This is a genomic window from Flagellimonas alvinocaridis (genome assembly GCF_965248585.1).
Classification (GTDB): Bacteria; Bacteroidota; Bacteroidia; order Flavobacteriales; family Flavobacteriaceae; genus Flagellimonas; species Flagellimonas alvinocaridis.
Genome location: NZ_OZ252111.1, coordinates 1,124,742 through 1,142,765 on the forward strand (window position 1 = coordinate 1,124,742; position 18,024 = coordinate 1,142,765).

General features: G+C 42.9%; 19 protein-coding genes. 10 read left to right on the plus strand and 9 right to left on the minus strand.

Going from position 1 to position 18,024, the window contains the following annotated elements; genetic code table 11:
- A complete protein-coding gene (locus ACP14V_RS05125) occupies positions 1-1,044 on the minus strand; it encodes a glycosyltransferase family 52 (protein WP_272609614.1) in 1,044 nt (347 codons plus the stop codon).
- Positions 1,045-1,130: 86 nt separating this feature from the next.
- Here ACP14V_RS05125 and ACP14V_RS05130 point away from each other — a divergent pair, with 86 nt between their 5' ends.
- Complete coding sequence (locus tag ACP14V_RS05130) at positions 1,131-1,943, plus strand: glycosyltransferase family 2 protein (RefSeq protein ID WP_272609615.1); 813 nt, start codon at positions 1,131-1,133, stop codon at positions 1,941-1,943.
- On the opposite strand, the gene ACP14V_RS05135 is transcribed toward ACP14V_RS05130, so the two are convergent.
- On the minus strand, positions 1,925-2,728 hold the full coding sequence (locus tag ACP14V_RS05135; RefSeq protein ID WP_272609616.1) for a glycosyltransferase family 2 protein: 804 nt from the start codon (positions 2,726-2,728) through the stop codon (positions 1,925-1,927). The genes ACP14V_RS05130 and ACP14V_RS05135 overlap by 19 nt on opposite strands.
- Positions 2,729-3,002: 274 nt before the next feature.
- Entirely contained in the window at positions 3,003-3,818 is an 816-nt protein-coding gene (locus ACP14V_RS05140) for a 2,3,4,5-tetrahydropyridine-2,6-dicarboxylate N-succinyltransferase (protein ID WP_136565848.1), read from the minus strand.
- 99 nt (positions 3,819-3,917) lie between these two features.
- On the opposite strand from ACP14V_RS05140, the gene ruvX reads away from it, so the two are divergent.
- From ruvX to ACP14V_RS05155, 3 genes are read left to right on the plus strand one after another with little or no spacing between them, the layout of a single operon-like run.
- Positions 3,918-4,328 (plus strand): Holliday junction resolvase RuvX, encoded by a 411-nt coding sequence (gene ruvX / locus ACP14V_RS05145; protein ID WP_272609617.1) that lies wholly within the window; start codon positions 3,918-3,920, stop codon positions 4,326-4,328.
- Between the two features lie 4 nt (positions 4,329-4,332).
- A complete protein-coding gene (def, locus tag ACP14V_RS05150; protein ID WP_272609618.1) occupies positions 4,333-4,923 on the plus strand; it encodes a peptide deformylase in 591 nt (196 codons plus the stop codon).
- A gap of 54 nt (positions 4,924-4,977) precedes the next feature.
- Positions 4,978-5,424, plus strand: a complete 447-nt coding sequence (locus tag ACP14V_RS05155; RefSeq protein ID WP_136565851.1) for a DUF5606 domain-containing protein — start codon at positions 4,978-4,980, stop codon at positions 5,422-5,424.
- Here ACP14V_RS05155 and ACP14V_RS05160 read toward each other — a convergent pair whose 3' ends face one another.
- From ACP14V_RS05160 to ACP14V_RS05170, 3 genes are read right to left on the minus strand one after another with little or no spacing between them, the layout of a single operon-like run.
- Positions 5,425-7,002 (minus strand): family 20 glycosylhydrolase, encoded by a 1,578-nt coding sequence (locus tag ACP14V_RS05160; RefSeq protein WP_272609620.1) that lies wholly within the window; start codon positions 7,000-7,002, stop codon positions 5,425-5,427.
- A 2-nt stretch (positions 7,003-7,004) separates the two neighbouring features.
- Positions 7,005-7,667 carry a GDSL-type esterase/lipase family protein gene (locus tag ACP14V_RS05165; RefSeq protein ID WP_272609622.1) on the minus strand — a complete coding sequence of 221 codons (663 nt, stop codon included), beginning with the start codon at positions 7,665-7,667 and terminating at the stop codon, positions 7,005-7,007.
- Positions 7,668-7,676: 9 nt separating this feature from the next.
- Positions 7,677-8,552 (minus strand): alpha/beta hydrolase, encoded by an 876-nt coding sequence (locus ACP14V_RS05170; RefSeq protein WP_272609624.1) that lies wholly within the window; start codon positions 8,550-8,552, stop codon positions 7,677-7,679.
- Between the two features lie 164 nt (positions 8,553-8,716).
- Between ACP14V_RS05170 and mazG the strand changes: the two genes are divergently transcribed.
- The 6 genes from mazG (at position 8,717) to ACP14V_RS05200 (ending at position 15,026) form a co-directional block, all read left to right on the plus strand.
- A complete protein-coding gene (mazG, locus tag ACP14V_RS05175) occupies positions 8,717-9,502 on the plus strand; it encodes a nucleoside triphosphate pyrophosphohydrolase (RefSeq protein ID WP_272609625.1) in 786 nt (261 codons plus the stop codon).
- Between the two features lie 2 nt (positions 9,503-9,504).
- Positions 9,505-11,082 (plus strand): sulfatase family protein, encoded by a 1,578-nt coding sequence (locus ACP14V_RS05180; protein WP_272609626.1) that lies wholly within the window; start codon positions 9,505-9,507, stop codon positions 11,080-11,082.
- A gap of 86 nt (positions 11,083-11,168) precedes the next feature.
- Positions 11,169-12,536 (plus strand): MATE family efflux transporter, encoded by a 1,368-nt coding sequence (locus tag ACP14V_RS05185; protein ID WP_272609628.1) that lies wholly within the window; start codon positions 11,169-11,171, stop codon positions 12,534-12,536.
- A 37-nt stretch (positions 12,537-12,573) separates the two neighbouring features.
- The gene (locus tag ACP14V_RS05190; RefSeq protein ID WP_116218229.1) at positions 12,574-12,801 is read left to right on the plus strand and encodes a hypothetical protein; all 228 of its coding nucleotides are present in this window, start codon (positions 12,574-12,576) and stop codon (positions 12,799-12,801) included.
- The gene (locus ACP14V_RS05195; protein ID WP_272609630.1) at positions 12,802-13,371 is read left to right on the plus strand and encodes a phosphatase PAP2 family protein; all 570 of its coding nucleotides are present in this window, start codon (positions 12,802-12,804) and stop codon (positions 13,369-13,371) included.
- Positions 13,368-15,026 (plus strand): ArnT family glycosyltransferase, encoded by a 1,659-nt coding sequence (locus ACP14V_RS05200; RefSeq protein ID WP_272609631.1) that lies wholly within the window; start codon positions 13,368-13,370, stop codon positions 15,024-15,026. The genes ACP14V_RS05195 and ACP14V_RS05200 overlap by 4 nt, the downstream gene beginning before the upstream one ends.
- Here ACP14V_RS05200 and ACP14V_RS05205 read toward each other — a convergent pair.
- Genes ACP14V_RS05205 through meaB form a run of 3 tightly spaced genes read right to left on the minus strand, consistent with a single transcriptional unit; the run spans position 15,023 to position 17,917 of the window.
- Positions 15,023-15,895, minus strand: a complete 873-nt coding sequence (locus ACP14V_RS05205; protein WP_272609632.1) for a lysylphosphatidylglycerol synthase transmembrane domain-containing protein — start codon at positions 15,893-15,895, stop codon at positions 15,023-15,025. The two genes, ACP14V_RS05200 and ACP14V_RS05205, sit on opposite strands and share 4 nt — an antisense overlap.
- Complete coding sequence (locus ACP14V_RS05210; RefSeq protein ID WP_272609634.1) at positions 15,876-16,838, minus strand: glycosyltransferase family 2 protein; 963 nt, start codon at positions 16,836-16,838, stop codon at positions 15,876-15,878. Before ACP14V_RS05210 ends, ACP14V_RS05205 begins: the two co-directional genes overlap by 20 nt.
- A 35-nt stretch (positions 16,839-16,873) precedes the next feature.
- The gene (meaB, locus tag ACP14V_RS05215) at positions 16,874-17,917 is read right to left on the minus strand and encodes a methylmalonyl Co-A mutase-associated GTPase MeaB (protein ID WP_272609635.1); all 1,044 of its coding nucleotides are present in this window, start codon (positions 17,915-17,917) and stop codon (positions 16,874-16,876) included.
- Positions 17,918-18,024: the final 107 nt, after the last annotated feature.

Genomic DNA, 18,024 nt, shown 5'->3' on the forward strand with positions numbered 1-18,024 from the left:
CTATGGATGAACGTCCATGTTCTTTATCAGGTTCTTGGTTGCTTTAACGGTAAATTTATCCAAATAATCCTTGCCCAGAAAAAATCTGTGCTTAACAATTTCCAAATTGGAAAGTGCGGTGGAAAACAAGGTATAGCCCTGCTCAAAGAAAAAACCTTCACGTAGCCCTAATATTTCTATGGGGAAAAGGGCGGGTAACACGGTAATGTCCTTAAAATGTTCTTCGTATTGGGTAGTTTCCCGGGGATGGGTTTTTAAGATAATGTTCATGCCCGAAGGCACCTTGGAAATCACATCCCTGTAGATGGCTATTTTCTCTGCTTCGTTCTTTATGACTTTGTCCTCGGATATAGGTTGCGTAAGGATAAGGGCATTATTGTCCCCTTTGATGGTAAAGGCATTTTCTGGCAGAAAAATGGAAAAAATTTCCTGTTTGGTTTTTTCATCAAGTTTGGCCACTTCCTTTTTAATGTTCAGCTCAACAGCCTTATTGGGGAGTGGGACAGGTAATTTTTCAGGAAATTGGGCAAAAATGGTTTTGATTTCTTTATCAAAACCACCACCAATAGGGGTTTTGGTGAGGTAAGTTTTTATGAATTGCTCAAAACCACTATGGCGTTGGCTATAGGTACGGGCGCCATCCTCTATCATATTGAGGTCTTTTTTCCCAAACTCGTAGAGAAAATAGCTTTTGGACGAATCGGTATCGCACAGATAGATATCAGAATTCTGAATAAAGGTCTTTTCCTTGGCGAGAACAGGATGTTTGGACTCCAAGTAGGGAATGAGTTTTTGTTTCCTTCGGAATGAATAATTGAATTTCCCGAGATCGGACACATGGTCTTTCCTTTCCGATATGATATGGACGTCCCTAAAAAAGCGTTTCTTTAGATTGGGGATAAGGGTTTCGATCATGGGTGTGCTTTCCACCAAAAAAAGAAGATTTTCCCCGAGGTTTTCCGTTTCGTATCTCGAATCTTTCAGGATATGCAACAGTGCAAGATAAATGTGATATATGGTAGATCCCACATAGGTTCTGGACATACGGGTCAGATTAATAGGAGGAATTTATTGGAGATGAATGACAAAAAACTACTTTTGTAAAATTAGTCAAAAGTAAACAATATTCAGTGATTCAGGTAAGCGTCATAGTAAGCACCTACAATAACCCGGAATGGTTGAAAAAAGTCCTATGGGGTTTCAATTGCCAGACTTATAAGGGTTTTGAGCTTATTGTGGCCGATGATGGTTCGGGTCCTGAGACAAAACAGATGGTTGAAGAAATGCGGGAGCAGCTCTTTTATAACGTCAAGCATGTTTGGCAAGAAGACGATGGTTTCCAAAAGTGTAGAATCCTGAACAAGGCCATTGATGTGTGTGAGGCAGAATACGTTATCATGACAGATGGAGATTGCATTCCCAGGGAAGATTTTGTGCAGGTGCATTACATCAACAAAGAGCAAGGTTATTTTATTTCTGGGGGGTATTATATGCTGCCGATGAACATTTCAAAAGCCATTACTTTGGAGGATATTGAAAAACAGAATTGTTTCAATATTCAATGGTTGAAGGAGATGGGTATTCCCAAGACTTTTAAAAATAATAAGCTGACAGCAAGTGGGTTTATCTCAAAGCTTTTGAATACGATTACACCAACCAATGCCAGTTGGAACGGTCATAATTCCTCGGCATGGAAAAAAGATATATTGAACGTCAACGGTTTTGATGAGCGGATGCAATATGGGGGAGAGGATAGAGAATTGGGAGAGCGCTTGTTTAATTTTGGAATAAAGTCAAAACAGCTAAGATACAGTGCTGTATGTGTGCATTTAGACCACAAACGAGGGTATAAAACACCAGAGGCGATTGCCAAAAATCAACTGATACGTAAAGAGACGAAGTCCAAAAAGGCAGTTTGGACGTACTATGGCATCACCAAATAATAGGCCAATTCGTTTTTCTTTTCCAATCGTTTAAGCTCACGGAACCTTTCCAATACACCAAGGGCATTAAGGTAACAAATTTTGATACCTTTTTTGCCATCCAAGAAACCAAGTCTTATAATGTAGTGATTGAAGAATTTCCAAAAAGGTTTTACGGTCATGAGCACATAGTTAAAATGCTTTTCCTTGTAAAAGTCCTCTTTGGCCTTTAACTGTCCGTACTTTAGCATTTTACCTTTATAATCTTCGTAATCTTTATAGCAATAATGGGTAAGTCTCTCTTTTAAAATACCGGAACAACCATCCACTTCCAACGTTTCATGTACCAATTTTTTGTCTGTGAAGCGCACTTTACTTTTTCTGAAGAGTCTATGATTCTTGTCTGTTTGCCACCCACTAAAATTAAGGGGTTTGTTTTGGAACATGAACTTGCGATAAAACCAGTAAGCTTCACAAGCTTCGGGGTTGTTTATGGTGCTAGTGATTTCCTTCTGTAACTTTTCGGTCACCACTTCATCGGCATCCAGAAAAAGAACCCAATCATTTTTAGCCTGTTTTAGGGTAAATGACTTTTGCGCAGTAAAGTTTTCAAAAGGATTTTGAATGACCCTTACTTTGGGATGTTCCAGTAAATACTCATAGGTGCCGTCGGTACTATAAGAATCCACAACAAGGATTTCATCGGCAAACGAAACGGAATCTATACATTTTTCAATGTAGCCCATTTCGTTGTAGGTTATGATTAGTGCTGAAATTTTTTGCTTTGGGGTGCTCAATTTTGGCATTTTCAATGGTAAATGGTTAGGTATGTACAAAACTATAACAAAAAAACAGGGTAAAAATTGTTTATCTGTTTATTTTTCCTACAACAACAACAAAACAGGATACCCTACTTTTTATTCAAAAAATTAACAGTTAAAACGTTTTTACAACTCTAAGATTAAGAAAATGAAAGAAGGTTGCTTTCAGTTTTTACAAAAACGAAAAGTATTTTACCCTTTTATTGAGCAACTGATTGATGTCTAGGTTTGTTGCTGAACTATTTCTTCCAGTAACCTATTATACTGCTACGTCGTGCTCCCTAAGCGCATTGTTCAGTGAAGTCTTTTTGTCCGTACTCTCTTTTCGTTTTCCAATAATAAGGGCACATGGAACTTGATATTCTCCTGCGGGAAATTTTTTGGTATAGCTTCCAGGAATGACCACAGATCTTGCTGGTACCCTTCCCTTTAATTCTATGGGTTTGTCTCCGGTAACATCAATGATCTTCGTAGAGGCTGTCAAGACCACATTGGCTCCAAGAACAGCTTCTTTTTCCACACGGACTCCCTCCACAACAATGCAGCGCGAACCAATAAAGGCATTATCTTCAATAATTACGGGCGCAGCTTGGAGGGGTTCCAAGACACCACCAATACCTACACCACCACTTAAGTGGACATTTTTTCCAATCTGGGCGCAGCTGCCCACCGTGGCCCATGTGTCTACCATGGTGCCTTCGTCCACATACGCACCAATGTTCACGTAGCTGGGCATAAGAATGGTTCCTTTGGAGATGTAAGCGCCGTGTCTGGCCACGGCGTGTGGCACCACACGTACCCCTTTCTCCTGATATCCTTTCTTCAATGGGATTTTGTCATGATATTCAAAAATGCCAGCTTCAAGCACCTCCATCTTTTGGATTGGAAAATATAGGACAACGGCTTTTTTTACCCATTCATTGATTTGCCAACCGTCTTTTATCGGTTCTGCGCATCGCAGTTCTCCCAAATCAATTAAATTGATAACCTCCCGGATGGCATTCTGGGTTTTCTCTTCAGACAACAACGCTCTGTTGTCCCATGCTTCTTCAATCAGTGCCCTTAATTCTGTCATTTTTCTTAAAATTTTGACAAAGATAATCCCCTTGTGAGAATATTGCGGTGTATTTTAAGGGCATAACATTTTTAAGGTTATTTTTGCCAAAAAATTGATTTGGCAAGGATTTTAGCTTTGGATTATGGAAAAGTGAGAACTGGAATTGCAGTAACAGATGAACTGCAATTAATAGCTTCCGGACTTACCACGGTTGAAACCAAGGACTTGATTTCTTTTCTTGACGATTACATTAATAATGAGCCTGTGGAGCGGTTTGTGGTGGGATTGCCCAAGCAAATGGACAATACCCAATCAGAATCGGAAGACTTGATTCAGCCTTTTTTGAAAAAGCTTTCGAACAAGTTTCCTGCTATACCCATAGAACGTCAAGATGAACGGTTCACATCCAAAATGGCATTTCAATCCATGCTGGATAGTGGGATGAAAAAGAAAAAAAGACAGGACAAGAGCCTTGTCGATGAAATTAGCGCCACATTGATATTGCAGGCATATCTTAATAGAATTTAGTTTTATGATTTTACCTATTGTTGCCTACGGAGACCCCGTTTTAAGAAAGGTTGCAACTGACATTACAGCAGAGTATCCCAAACTGAATGAATTGATTCCAAATATGTGGGAGACCATGTACAATGCCCACGGCGTTGGATTGGCCGCACCGCAGATAGGGTTGCCTATTCGTTTGTTTTTGGTGGATACAACCCCCTTTTCAGATGATGAAGATCTCAGCAAAGAAGAACAGGAGCAATTGAAAGGTTTCAAAAAAGTGTTCATCAATGCCAAAATTGAAGAAGAAAGCGGAACCGAATGGGATTTTAATGAAGGTTGTCTGAGCATTCCAGATATTCGGGAAGATGTAAAACGTAAACCTGAGATTACCATTAGTTACCTTGATGAGAACTTTGAGCCCCATACCGAAACCTATGGTGGACTATTGGCAAGGGTAGTTCAGCATGAATATGACCACATAGAAGGGGTCTTGTTCACCGATAAACTTTCATCCCTTAAAAAGCGTCTGTTGAAAAACCGCTTGGACAAAATTTCCAAGGGAAAGATCAATGTGGACTACAAGATGCGATTTCCCAATATCAAAAAAGGACGTTAAAAAAGTTAGCATTTGCGATAAAAACATATTTTTGCGCGCATAAATTTATTTTGAATGGCATTGGACAAGATTTTATCTATAGGTGGTAAACCTGGACTTTACAAATTACTGACACAGACCAGAAGCGGTTTTGTGGGTGAATCCCTTTTGGACGGCAAACGCATCACCGTTGGTATGCGAAGCAACGTGAGCGTACTGTCCGAAATTGCCATCTACACTTTGGAGGAAGAAGTGCCTTTGAAGGAAGTCTTCCAAAAAATCAAGGAAAAAGAAGGGGGGAACAAAACCTCCATCAGCCATAAGGCAGACAAAATAGATTTGGAGGAATATTTCTTCAGTGTACTGCCCAATTATGATGAGGATAGGGTGTATGCCAGTGACATCAAGAAAATTATCCAGTGGTACAATCTTCTTACCGATAACAATATCACGGACTTCGTGGAAGAAAAAACTGAAGGCGAAGGGGAAGAATCCGCCGTCGCCTCCAGTGAAGAAGAATAATTATTCCTCTTTCCAATCCACCAATTTGGTGGGATAATATGCTACTTGTTTCTTGTTGAGGTACGCTACCTGTTGTGCCAAGCGTTGTCTGTAGTCTTCCCAGTTGCAGTGCTCTGCGGGTGACCAGCCCAATTCGGCGTATCCAATGGCGCGTGGAAAGGCCAAATACTCCAATTCCTCACTATTGCTTATGGTCTCTGACCAAAGTGGTGCTTCAATGCCCAAAATACTTTCCTTGGGCAAGCCTTCTATGTAGGTTTCTGGGTCCCACTTGTACGCTTCATCAACAGGAATATAGGCGGCCCAGTGCAATCCAAATTTGGAAAGTGAATCATACTGCATATCCAAATAGGCTTTTTCGGCTGGGGATAGAATGATTTTGGAACCATCTTGTGCGGCCTTGGTGGCATATTTTGCCTCGTTCCAAAGTTGAAGCACACTGGAAGAGCTAATATCAGCTTGGGCAACCTCGTTCCATCCAATCATTTGTTTGCCATGTTTTTGGATGATTTTCTCCACCTTTTCCACGAACAGGATGTAATCACTTTTCTTGGTAACATGGCTTTCATCACCTCCCATGTGAAAGTATGGGCCGGGGGTCAGTTCAACAATCTCACCGATTACACCATCCAGAAAACTATACACGGTATCTTTTTGGGCATCAAAAGTGCTAAAGCCCACTTGGGTCCCCGTATAGGTTTTTACAGGTTTTCCATTGCCGTTCAAGAACGGATAGCTTACCGAAGCGGCATTGGTGTGTCCGGGCATATCCACTTCGGGAACTATGGTGATGTGTCTATCTGCGGCATAGGCCACAAGCTCCTTATACTCTTCTTGGGTATAAAAACCACCTTTACCACCACCGACTTCAAATTCACCACCCACTTCGGTCAATTTGGGCCAGGATTTGATTTCCAAACGCCATCCTTGGTCATCGGTCAGGTGCAAGTGTAGGGTGTTGTACTTGTAATAGGCCAAAATGTCAAGGTATTTCTTTACTTCATCCAAAGTGAAGAAATGTCTGGCCACATCCAACATGGCACCTCGGTATTCAAACTTTGGACTGTCCACAATTTGTCCCGAAGGGATGGGCCAAAGGGCATGGTCCGTCAGGGTATCGTTGCTTTTTTCAGGGATGAGCTGTCGCAAGGTCTGTATTCCCCTAAAAGCTCCTGCCGCGGTTTTGGCATTCAACAGGATGGAATCTTTTTTAATATCCAATTGATAGGACTCCTCCGTTTCCAAGCTGGCATCATCGGCCAAATTGATATAGATAAACCGTTCCACGGATTTTGAATCATCCGTGGCATTCACGGCAAGATCCAATCCAGTGGACCATTTAATTTTTTCGGAAAGGAACTGGCCTACTTTTTCAAGTTTTGGATCTTTTGTAGAAGTATAAATGGCCGTATTTTGATCCAATCCAAAAGCGCTATGCGTTGCAACTGTTTTTACAGGTTTCGGAATTAAAGGGGCGGCCCCCAAATCGGTTTTTGGGAAATTGATTTCTGGCTTGGCCGGCTGGCAGGCGGCCATGGCAATCAATACCAAAAAAGCTACTGAAATTCTGGATATCATAATTAGTTAGGGTTTGTATTAAGGTTGATATAATCTTTGAGGGTTTGCTGCCAAATGTCGTACCCCTTTTTGTTCATGTGCAATCCATCTTCAATGAAGATGTCATCCATTACTTTTCTGTTGTTTAGCATAGGAGTCCATACATCCACAAATTCAACACCATCGGTCTTTGCGGCCAATCTGCTGAGTTTTCTGTTCAAACGTTTGTACTTACGTCTCAAATGCCACCGGGAAATGCTCGGCTTGGCCGAAATCAACACAATTCCCATTTGGGGCTTTTCATGTTGAAGTGTTTTTAGGATTTCCTCCGAGAGTTTTAGGATGGCCCTTGGTCTTTTTTTGGCGCTGATATCGTTGTCTCCTTCATAAATGAACACTTTTACAGGCTCATAATCCAATATTAACTCATCCAAATAGTGTTGAAGATCGGAAAATTCAGAGCCACCAAATCCGTTGTTTAGAATTTGATAATCGGGAAACCGTTGTTGTACATCTTTCCACATGCGTACGCTGGAACTGCCTGTGAAGACCAAGGTGGGTTTTGTGGCATCCCAAATGGAATCATTGTTTTTCTGGATCGTTTCCACTTCTTTTTGGTAGCGTTGGATGTCTTGGGCATGCAGTAAAAAGGGGAGTAATAATATTGGTAGGAGTAATTTATTCATTGGAGTGATTTAATTAGTGCTGACAAGATTTTGGGCAAGGCTCCATTCGTAAAACCGTTCGATCCAAGTATCGGAGGGAAGTCCTTGTTTCCGCATCCCAAAACCGTGGCCTCCTTTACTGTACATATGCATCCCTACAGGCTTGCCAGCCTCCAGCCATGAAGAGTACAGGGCAATGCTGCCCGGGGCCAAGCCCAAGGGGTCGTCCGAGGCACAGATAAGGAACATGGGAGGGGAATCGGCCTTGGGTTCTTGGACCGGCATCACATAGGACCAATAGTAGATGGGGACCAAAAAATCGGGTCTACTTTCTTCAGTATAGTTATAGCCTACACCAACGGTGACCGCTCCACCAGCAGAAAATCCCATAAAACCAATTTTGTCGGGTTTGATTCCATATAATTCAGCATTTTTTCGGACATGGGCCACAGCATTTAGGCCATCTTGGATGGAATAGGGGAGCACTTTTCCAGCTTCAACCCCTATCTTATCTGGATCATTGGCCGAAAGCTCTTCAATTTCGGCAACACCGTCCTCGCTTGTGGGGACCAATCTATACTTTAAAACAAAAGCAGTAATACCTTTTTCGTTGAGCCATTGGGCCACTTGGCTACCTTCAGTGGTGGTGCTCAAGGCATACAATCCACCTCCAGGAGCCACGATTACCGCTGTTCCGGTATTTGTTGCCTCCTTGGGGCGGAACACCTGCAAGGTAGGTTCCGAGACATTGGTAGTGACTTGTGCTTGCCAAATTTCTGAGAAGTATTCCGATTCAGGAGAGCTCCATTCCACGGGAGGATTACCATCTTTGGGCAGTTTAATGATTTCTTGTGCCGATATTGCTACGGATAGGAAAAAAGTTCCGAGCAAGAATATTGGTTTCATGCTTGCCATTTTTTCAAAAATACGATTTTCACCCTAGCACCCCCTTATGTTTTTCGCAACTATTTTGATGAATGTTGAAAAATAAGGGAAAGTCTTTATAAATATGCCAACAATTCGAGGTGCGCCTTTTCCATGTCTTTGTATTTTTGGACAAAACCCAATGCATGAATACGAGAACTGAACAGTTGGCCGCGTTTGATCGTCTTTTGACCATTATGGATGAGTTGAGGGCCCAATGTCCATGGGATAAAAAGCAAACCATGAAAACCTTGCGCCATCTCACTATAGAAGAAACCTATGAGTTGGGTGATGCCATTTTGGACAATGACCTGGAAGAAGTCAAAAAGGAATTGGGCGATTTGTTGTTGCATATCGTGTTTTATGCCAAAATAGGTTCGGAAACCCAAAACTTTGACATTGCCGATGTGGCCAATGGTATCTGCGAGAAGTTGATCAACCGCCATCCGCATATCTATGGCGACGTAATTGTTGAGAATGAAGAAGAGGTGAAACAGAATTGGGAGAACATCAAACTCAAGGAAGGAAAGAAAAGCGTACTTGAAGGGGTCCCCAAGAGCCTTCCGGCTTTGGTCAAGGCCAATAGGATTCAAGAAAAAGTGGCCGGGGTGGGGTTCGATTGGGAACATCCCGAACAGGTATTTGAAAAGCTACAGGAAGAATTGGGCGAATTACAGGAGGAAATCAAATCCAACAATGCTGACCAAATGGAATCCGAATTTGGGGACGTGTTTTTTTCTATGGTCAATTACGCCCGATTTTTGGGAGTGAATCCCGAGAATGCCCTGGAGCGGACCAATAAAAAGTTTATAAATCGCTTTCAATTTTTAGAGGGGAAAGCCAAAGAAAAGGGAAAGACCCTGAAAGAAATGACCTTGGCCGAGATGGATGTATTTTGGGAAGAGGCTAAGAAAATAGATAAACCAGAATGAATATGATACAGACCAACCGTTTACAAAAAATTGCAATACTTTCCCTGCTGATGGCAGTGGCATGGAGCTGCAAGACCAAAGAAGAACCCAAAGTGGAGGAAAAACCCAACATCCTCTTTATTCTTTCCGATGACCATACCTCGCAAGCTTGGGGGATTTATGGCGGAATCTTGGAAGAGTATGTGCAGAACAACAGCATTGAACGGTTGGCAAAGGAAGGTGCGGTACTCAACAACGCCTTCTGTACCAATTCCATCTGTAGCCCAAGCCGGGCCACCATTCTCACAGGTCAGTATAGTAATCTGAATCAGGTGTACACCTTAAGGGAACCACTTCCGGTGGGCCATCCCAATGTGGCAAAAACCTTTGGTGAGGCTGGGTATCAAACCGCGGTGATAGGCAAGTGGCACTTGTACAGACAGCCCGAAGGCTTTGACCATTTTGAGGTTTTGCCGGGACAAGGAGTTTATGTGAATCCAATCTTGAAAACCAAAGATAATTGGGTGGATGGTGCTGATGGGACCCAAGGGAAACAATACGAAGGCTTTTCCACAGATGTTATCACCGATTTAACCATTGAACATTTGAAGAACAGAAACAAGGACAAACCTTTTTTAATGTTCACCCATTTTAAGGCTACGCATGAGCCTTTTGATTATCCGGAACGATTTGCAGATTTGTATGTGGATGAAGAAATCCCGGAGCCCGAATCTTTACTGGATTTTGGTCCGGAAACCACGGGAAGGACATTCAATGGACAAATTTTGGAGCGCTTGGCTGATCGTTGGCAAGCCGCAACCGAAAGGCCGGATGAGTTTTGGACCTATTATCCGGGGTTGCCTTACCCCTTGGATGGCTTGGACAGTGTCCAGAAACGCAAGAAAATCTACCAAAAATTGGTCAAGGATTTTATGCGTAGTGGTGCTGCCATTGATGATAATATAGGTAGACTGCTCGATTTCTTGGAAGAAGAAGGTTTGGCTGATAATACCGTGGTCGTATATACGGCCGATCAAGGCTATTTTCTGGGCGAACATGGCTTTTTTGATAAACGTTTGATCTACGAGGAATCCCTAAGAATGCCCTTCGTAATCCGCTATCCCAAGGAAATCAAAGGTGGGCAGCGTATAGATGATATTATCCTAAATATTGATTTTCCTGCTTTATTGGCCGATTATGCAGGCATAGAAAAGCCATCCTACATGCAAGGGAGAAGTTTTCGGGAAATCCTAAACGGAAACGCACCGGCCGATTGGAGAAAGCAAATGTACTACCGCTATTGGTTGCATGAACCCAAAAGACCTGCTCACTTTGGCGTGAGAAACCATCGGTACAAGCTTGCTTTTTTCTACGGGCAGGGATTGGGCATGAGTGGGGCTTCCTCCGAATCTACGGAACCCCAATGGGAGTTCTATGATTTGGAAAATGATCCCAAGGAACTCCACAATGCGTATGGGGACCCCAAGTATGCCGATATCATATCGGAAATGAAAAAAGCCATCGTGGAGGAACGTCAAAAGTATGGCGATACCGATGAAAATTTCCCAGAGATGCAATCCATTTTGGAAGAAGCATTTTAAAAGTTTTTTTCTAGAGATTTAGCATTTTTTTAATTCGGACAACCGTACCGAAGGTTCTATATTTGTCGGTTCCAATTGTCATGACGATGTTTCAACGGTACACCAAGGAATTTAAATACAACCTTAAGCTCTCCTACCCCGTAATTTTGGGGATGTTGGGGCATACGTTTGTGGCCTTTGCGGACAATATCATGGTGGGGCAGTTGGGAACCGCTGAACTGGCAGCCGTATCGTTGGGGAACAGTTTTGTGTTCATAGCCATGTCACTCGGGATTGGATTTTCAACGGCCATTACCCCTTTGGTGGCCGAGGCCGATGGGGCCAAAAATCAGGCAGATGGCAAAAGTGCCCTCAAACACGGATTGGTCCTGTGTACCTTATTGGGATTGTCCCTCTTCGGAATCATTCTACTATGCAAGCCATTGATGCATTCCATGCAACAACCCCCTGAAGTGGTGGAATTGGCCATTCCCTATTTGGAGTTGGTGGCCTTCTCCTTGGTTCCCTTGGTCATGTTTCAAGCGTTTAAGCAATTCTCGGAAGGACTGTCGCAGACCAAATACCCCATGTATGCTACCATTTTGGCCAATGTGGTGAATATTTCACTGAATTACCTATTGATTTTTGGTTCGTTTGGATTTCCCAAGTTGGGCATCGTTGGAGCGGCAATTGGTACCTTGGCCTCACGATTTATCATGGTGGGATACATCTGGTTTCTACTGAAGAGAAAAGAGAAGTTTCAACCCTACGTGACCGGGTTCAACTTTAAGGTGATAGAGAAGAAGGTGATGAACAAGATCATTAGTCTTGGATTTCCATCGGCCATGCAGATGTTCTTTGAAGTGGCCATATTTACTGCTGCTATTTGGTTGAGTGGGGTATTGGGTAAAAATGCCCAAGCGGCCAACCAGATAGCATTGAACTTGAGTAGTATGACCTTTATGGTGGGAATGGGGCTCAGTGTGGCTGCTATGGTCCGTGTGGGCAATCAAAAAGGACTGCAGAATTTTAGGGAGCTCAAAAGAATTGCGGAATCCATTTTTTTCCTCACCCTATTGTTGGAAATCGTTTTTGCCGCTCTCTTTTTGATTGGGAGACATTGGTTCCCCACCATTTATTTGGATGTGGACGACCTTGTCAATCAAATGGACAATACCGAAGTAATCGTCATTGCGGCCAAGTTGCTGTTGGTGGCGGCATTTTTTCAAATATCCGATGGATTACAGGTCGTGGTTTTGGGTGCTCTTAGGGGACTTCAGGATGTAAAGATTCCAACCTTGATCACGTTTGTGGCCTATTGGTTAATCGGATTTCCCATTTGCTATTACTTGGGTCTGCATACCCATTTTAAAAGCACCGGGATTTGGATAGGATTGTTGTCCGGGCTTACGGCTTCGGCGGTATTGTTGTATATTCGATTCATCTATTTGACCAAAAAATTGATACAGGACTGATTCGGATTTTATTGACCGGATTTAAATCAAAAAAAATATGGAACTGCCCAAATTTCTTTTAGCGGATAATACAGATCATCCCGATGCGATATTCATCGTCCATACCGAATATCCACGGTTCATCATCAACTTGGAAAATGATGAAGTGGAATGGATGGAGGAATTCTCCAAAGAGGATGAGGCAGAACTTGCTGAAGAAGCGGAGGGACTTATTGAAGCGGCCACGGCATTCTACGATCGCGAAGTTTCCAGATACGACGCGTAGATGCTGGACCAACTGCTGCAATACGACAAAGACCTTTTTCTCTTCCTCAACGGATTGGGGACTCCCACTTGGGACGGTTTTTGGATGTTCATGACCAAGACTAGGAATTCATTTCCCCTGTATGTGCTGCTGCTTTATCTCTCCTATAAAAATTTTGGATGGAAAAAGACCGGCATCATTCTGGTGAGTGTGGCCTTGTTGATTACCTGCACGGACCAACTATCCAATTTTTTCAAATACGGTGTCGGCCGATTACGACCTTGCCACGATCCGGAGATCAGTGGAATCATGCGTTTGGTGAAAAGCTATTGTGGAGGGAAGTTTGGTTACTTTTCCGCCCATGCGGCCAATTCTTTTGGACCGGCCACTTTTTTTGCGGTTCTGTTCTGCGGAAAGGTGAGGTACATGGGATTGGTCCTTATGATATGGGCCTGTTTGGTGGCCTATAGCCGGATTTATATCGGGGTTCATTTTCCTTTGGATGTATTCACGGGGGCTGTTGTAGGCCTAGTGTTCGGATGGTTGTTTGCCAAGTTGGCTATATTTGCATTCCAAAAAATAGGGACATGATTTCAACGGCCAGATACTGGTTTTTACTTACCCTTATTGTTCTGGTCTATATCGCTGGAATGTTCGTGACCCTTTTCGAGAACGATTCTGCACAGTTTGCCGTCATGGCCATGCGGATGGTTCAAGAAAATGATTTTTTGAGCCTCTTCAAAGGACCAGAAGAATACTTGGACAAGCCCCATATGCACTACTGGTTGGCGGCACTTTCCTATAAAATTTTTGGGATACACGATTGGGCCTACCGGATTCCCGGGGTTTTGGCGACCCTGCTGGGAGCCTATAGCTGTCATGGCTTGGGGAAATTGCTCTACAACAAAGATGTGGGTCGATTTGCTGCCCTAATTTTTATGACGGCACAGACCATTGTGTTGGCAAACATCGATGTGCGTACCGATGCGGTTTTGACCGGCTTTGCCATTTTTTCCATTTGGCAGTTGGTCACGTACATTGAGAAAAATACCCTTAAGGGTATCATACTGGGTGCTTTTGGAGCTGGGATGGCTTTTTCAACCAAAGGCCAGATTGCCCTAGTGGTCATTGGGGTTTCGGTACTTTGCCATTTGGCCTATACCCGAAAATGGATGCGATTGATCAACTGGAAGGTATTGGTGGCTTTAGTAGTTTTTGGTTTGACCATAACCCCCATGCTCTACGCCTACTATCACCAATTTGATCTGCACCCGGAAAAGGTTATTCGAGGAAAAGACCACCGCAGCGGTATCTTCTTTATTTTTTGGGAACAGAGTTTTGAACGGATGAGCGGGGAAGGCGTAGGCAAGAACAGCAGCGATTTCTTTTTTTTCTTCCATACCTTTTTATGGGTGTTTCTGCCTTGGACCGTCTTGGCCTTGATAGCCTACTGGACAAAACTCAAAACGTTTTGGGAAACCAAGTTTGCCTATAGGCCGCAATTGGAGTTCCTGACCTTTGGAAGCATCTCCATTCTTTTTTTTCTGATCAGTTTTGCGCAGTTTAAACTGCCGCATTACATGAACATACTCATTCCATTGTATGCGGTGCTTTCAGCAGGATATCTGTATCGAGTCCATCATGAACAAAAGGAAAAGGTGGCCAAAGTATTGGTAATAGTACAGTACTTTATTTTGAGCCTGGTCTTCGTTTTTACCGTTCTGGTTTGCTTTTATGTGTTCAAGTTGGAGCATTGGTACGGCTATTTGGTGTTGTTGGCAGCACTTTCTGGCGTTGTCTACTATTGTTTGAAACAAGAGGCGCCTTATCTTAGGATTTTAACCATTTCAGTTTGCAGCTCGTTATTGCTGAATGGATTGCTCAATACCCATTTTTACCCACGCCTGCTTCAATACCAAGCCGGTTCCACCATGGCTGGGAAAGTTGCGGAGAACAACATTCCTGTGGACAAAATCTATAAGATTTCGGAAGGACATACTTGGGCCTTGGATTTTTATAACAAAAAGCCCGTCAAGATTGTTTCCTTATCAGATTTGGCAGATAAGCATGATGTTTGGGTCTATGCTACGGACCATGAATTGGAAAGACTCCAAAATGATAGATACCATTGGCACGAGCAGATTACTGTGGACCAATTCCGGATTACCCGCCTTCAGATTAAATTTTTGAACCCCAACACCCGTCAGAAGAAATTGAACCGAATGCATTTGGTGCATTTGGATTAGGAAACCGTTTTCAGTTCCGGCTTTTTAAAATGATAATACATTCCCATAAGGGAAATCAAGGCCGTAATCAGGAAAAAAGTAAAACTGATGCCAATGGAAGTGCTGGCATTCAATCCCAACCACTCCGCACCATATAAAAAGGTGACCTCCCTACTTCCAATTCCACCAATGGTCAATGGAATCACCGATACAATGGAAGAAACCAAGAAGACAAAAAGGTACTCCACAACATCCAATCCAATGGACAATGATTTCAGAATGCATAACACGCAAACCAATTGGGCCAATTGCACCAAGGCAGAATAGCCCAAGGATTTCCAAAACACAGGGAATCCAGAAATGAAAAAGCGTTTGTTCACCCACCAAAAGACCACGATACTAAGGGGAATGGCCAGAGCAATAAGTCCGTTCAATCCATTAAAAAAAGCACTGGAAGATAGGAGCGCCAAGGTACAGGCATAGACAAAAAGTAGCAACATGCCGCTCAATCGGTCTATAAATAAAACTGAGACCACTTTCTTTGTCCCGGGCTTATATTCTTTTTGGACTACGTAGCCTTTGTAGGCATCACCGCCAATTCCACCGGGGAGAAATAGGTTATAGAACATGCCCAATAGATATAGTTTTAGGTTGGCCAATTGCGTAATTTTTGCCCCGATCTGGTGAAAGTAGAGCTGTAGCCTAAACGCGGCCAATACTTTGGAAAGGATAAATAAAAGAATGGCCAAAACCAGATAGATGGGGCCGCTCTTTTTTAACGTCTGCAGAACGTCCTTGAGTTCTATTTTGGTGAAAATAAAGTAAATCAATACCGCACTGATGACAATTTTCAGAGCTGTAATGAGCTTCTTACGCAGCTTTTCCGTCACCGATAGAGATTTTTTTGATGCGATAGGGTCGTTTCTGTTGGGATTCGTAATAGGTGCGAATCAACAACTCCATCACAATACCAATGGTGAAGAGTTGTATGCCCCCCAAAATGAACATGACCCCAAAAATGAGCAAAGGCCTACTGCCAATGTCTTGACCAAAGCCGAGTTTTACAACCAGCAAGTAGATATTTATAAAAATGCCTAGAATGATGAGCAATACCCCAAAAATTCCAAAGAGGTGAATGGGACGCTGAAAATATTTTCGGATAAAGAGTAACAGCATCATATCAGCTACAACCTTGAATACCCGTTCCAACCCATATTTGGAAACCCCGGCATGGCGGGCATGGTGTTTCACCGGAACCTGCTTGATTTGGGCGCCTTCCAAATGGGCCAAAAGTGTAATAAAACGGTGCATTTCACCATATAGGTTGAGTCCTTTGGCAATATCCTTGGTAAAGACTTTGAGGGCACAGCCATTGTCTTTGATATCGAGTTTGGTCACCCTTCGCACCAAGAAGTTGGCAATCTTGGAGGGAATTTTCTTGATGAGGGAATCCTTACGTTTCTGACGAATCCCTGTGACAACATCATATTCCCCGCTTACAGCATATTCCAGCATTTGGGGAATGTCGGAAGGGTCGTTCTGCAAGTCCCCATCCATGGTAATGATGTATTCTCCTTCAGCGTAATCAAGTCCGGCGGCCAAGGCCAAACTTTGTCCATAGTTCTTTTTCAACTCTATCAAATGGACTTTGGAATCATCCATTTCCTTGACCTTTTGGCGGGTCTTGTCGGTTGAAAAATCGTCCACATAGACAATTTGATAGTTGTACCCTTCAAGACTCTCGTGGATCTTTTGGGTAAGAAGGACCACATTGTCCTCTTCATTGTACAAGGGGACCACTATGGATAAAAGGGAATCGGTGACGGTGCTCATTCGTTTTAAAATCTGTGCAAATTTATTGCTTTTATTTAAAGTTCCTTGGTTATATCTGCCAACAGATTTTTTGCGGCATAAAAGGGGGATATTTTGTTTTCCTCAATAGCCTTCAACATTTTGTCCTGAGCTTTTTTGAACGATGCTTTTTGATAAAAATACTGCTTGATTTGTTCGTCTACGGTTTGAAGGAACCAGTTTTTGTTCTGAAGTTTTCTGTTTTCTTCAAAATGACCATTTTTCTTATTCTGTTCCACAAAATCCTTAACCATGTCCCAAATCTCTTGAATGCCCATATTTTCTATGGCTGAGCATTTTAAAACTTTGGCTATCCATCCGTTTGCTTTAGGTGGATAGAGATGAAGGGCCCTTGAAAATTCTGCTGCGGCCAAGTTGGCCCGCTCCAAATTGTCACCATCGGCCTTGTTAATGGCAATGGCATCGGCCATTTCCATAATGCCCCGTTTAATGCCTTGCAGTTCATCGCCCGCTCCGGATAATTTCAAGAGCAAAAAGAAATCTACCATGCTGTGGACCGCAATTTCACTTTGTCCCACACCAACGGTTTCTACTAAAATGACATCGTACCCCGCAGCTTCGCACAAAATGATACTTTCCCTGGTCTTTTGGGCCACTCCGCCCAAAGAGCTTCCGGAAGGAGAGGGTCTGATAAAGGCGTTGGGGTCTTTTGAAAGGGACTGCATGCGGGTTTTATCCCCAAGAATACTGCCTTTACTCAAGGAACTTGTGGGGTCTACCGCCAGAACAGCCACCTTTTTTCCTTTTGAGGTCAGGAGGGCACCCAATGCTTCAATGAAGGAGCTTTTTCCTACTCCTGGAACACCAGTAATCCCTAAACGGATACTGGAATTTGGTCGGGAAAGACATTTCTCGATTACAGCATTGGCCTTTTCAAAATGCTCGGGATTGGTGCTTTCCAACAAAGTAATGGCCTTGGCCAGTAGCGCCTTGTTTCCTTCAAAGATGCCTTTGGTCAAGGTATCCACAGAAATTTCCTGTTTCCGTAGCTCCTGAATTTTGGAAATGGTACCGGGAGTTGTATTTTTTTTGTTGGCCAAGATATCTTTTAATGGAGTCCTACTACTAAGGTATAAAGTTTTTATGGGTTATACTGTATTACAAATGATTGTGACCACTACTTTTAAATGGAGGGAATAAGCACTAT

Bases quoted from the DNA above. Each gene is read 5' to 3' on its own strand.
- ACP14V_RS05125 (WP_272609614.1), bottom strand. From the start codon at position 1,044: ATGTCCAGAACCTATGTGGGATCTACCATATATCACATTTATCTTGCA.
- ACP14V_RS05135 (WP_272609616.1), bottom strand. From the start codon at position 2,728: ATGCCAAAATTGAGCACCCCAAAGCAAAAAATTTCAGCACTAATCATA.
- ACP14V_RS05140 (WP_136565848.1), bottom strand. From the start codon at position 3,818: ATGACAGAATTAAGGGCACTGATTGAAGAAGCATGGGACAACAGAGCG.
- def (WP_272609618.1), top strand. From the start codon at position 4,333: ATGATTTTACCTATTGTTGCCTACGGAGACCCCGTTTTAAGAAAGGTT.
- ACP14V_RS05155 (WP_136565851.1), top strand. From the start codon at position 4,978: ATGGCATTGGACAAGATTTTATCTATAGGTGGTAAACCTGGACTTTAC.
- ACP14V_RS05160 (WP_272609620.1), bottom strand. From the start codon at position 7,002: ATGATATCCAGAATTTCAGTAGCTTTTTTGGTATTGATTGCCATGGCC.
- ACP14V_RS05165 (WP_272609622.1), bottom strand. From the start codon at position 7,667: ATGAATAAATTACTCCTACCAATATTATTACTCCCCTTTTTACTGCAT.
- ACP14V_RS05170 (WP_272609624.1), bottom strand. From the start codon at position 8,552: ATGAAACCAATATTCTTGCTCGGAACTTTTTTCCTATCCGTAGCAATA.
- mazG (WP_272609625.1), top strand. From the start codon at position 8,717: ATGAATACGAGAACTGAACAGTTGGCCGCGTTTGATCGTCTTTTGACC.
- ACP14V_RS05180 (WP_272609626.1), top strand. From the start codon at position 9,505: ATGATACAGACCAACCGTTTACAAAAAATTGCAATACTTTCCCTGCTG.
- ACP14V_RS05185 (WP_272609628.1), top strand. From the start codon at position 11,169: ATGTTTCAACGGTACACCAAGGAATTTAAATACAACCTTAAGCTCTCC.
- ACP14V_RS05190 (WP_116218229.1), top strand. From the start codon at position 12,574: ATGGAACTGCCCAAATTTCTTTTAGCGGATAATACAGATCATCCCGAT.
- ACP14V_RS05195 (WP_272609630.1), top strand. From the start codon at position 12,802: ATGCTGGACCAACTGCTGCAATACGACAAAGACCTTTTTCTCTTCCTC.
- ACP14V_RS05200 (WP_272609631.1), top strand. From the start codon at position 13,368: ATGATTTCAACGGCCAGATACTGGTTTTTACTTACCCTTATTGTTCTG.
- ACP14V_RS05210 (WP_272609634.1), bottom strand. From the start codon at position 16,838: ATGAGCACCGTCACCGATTCCCTTTTATCCATAGTGGTCCCCTTGTAC.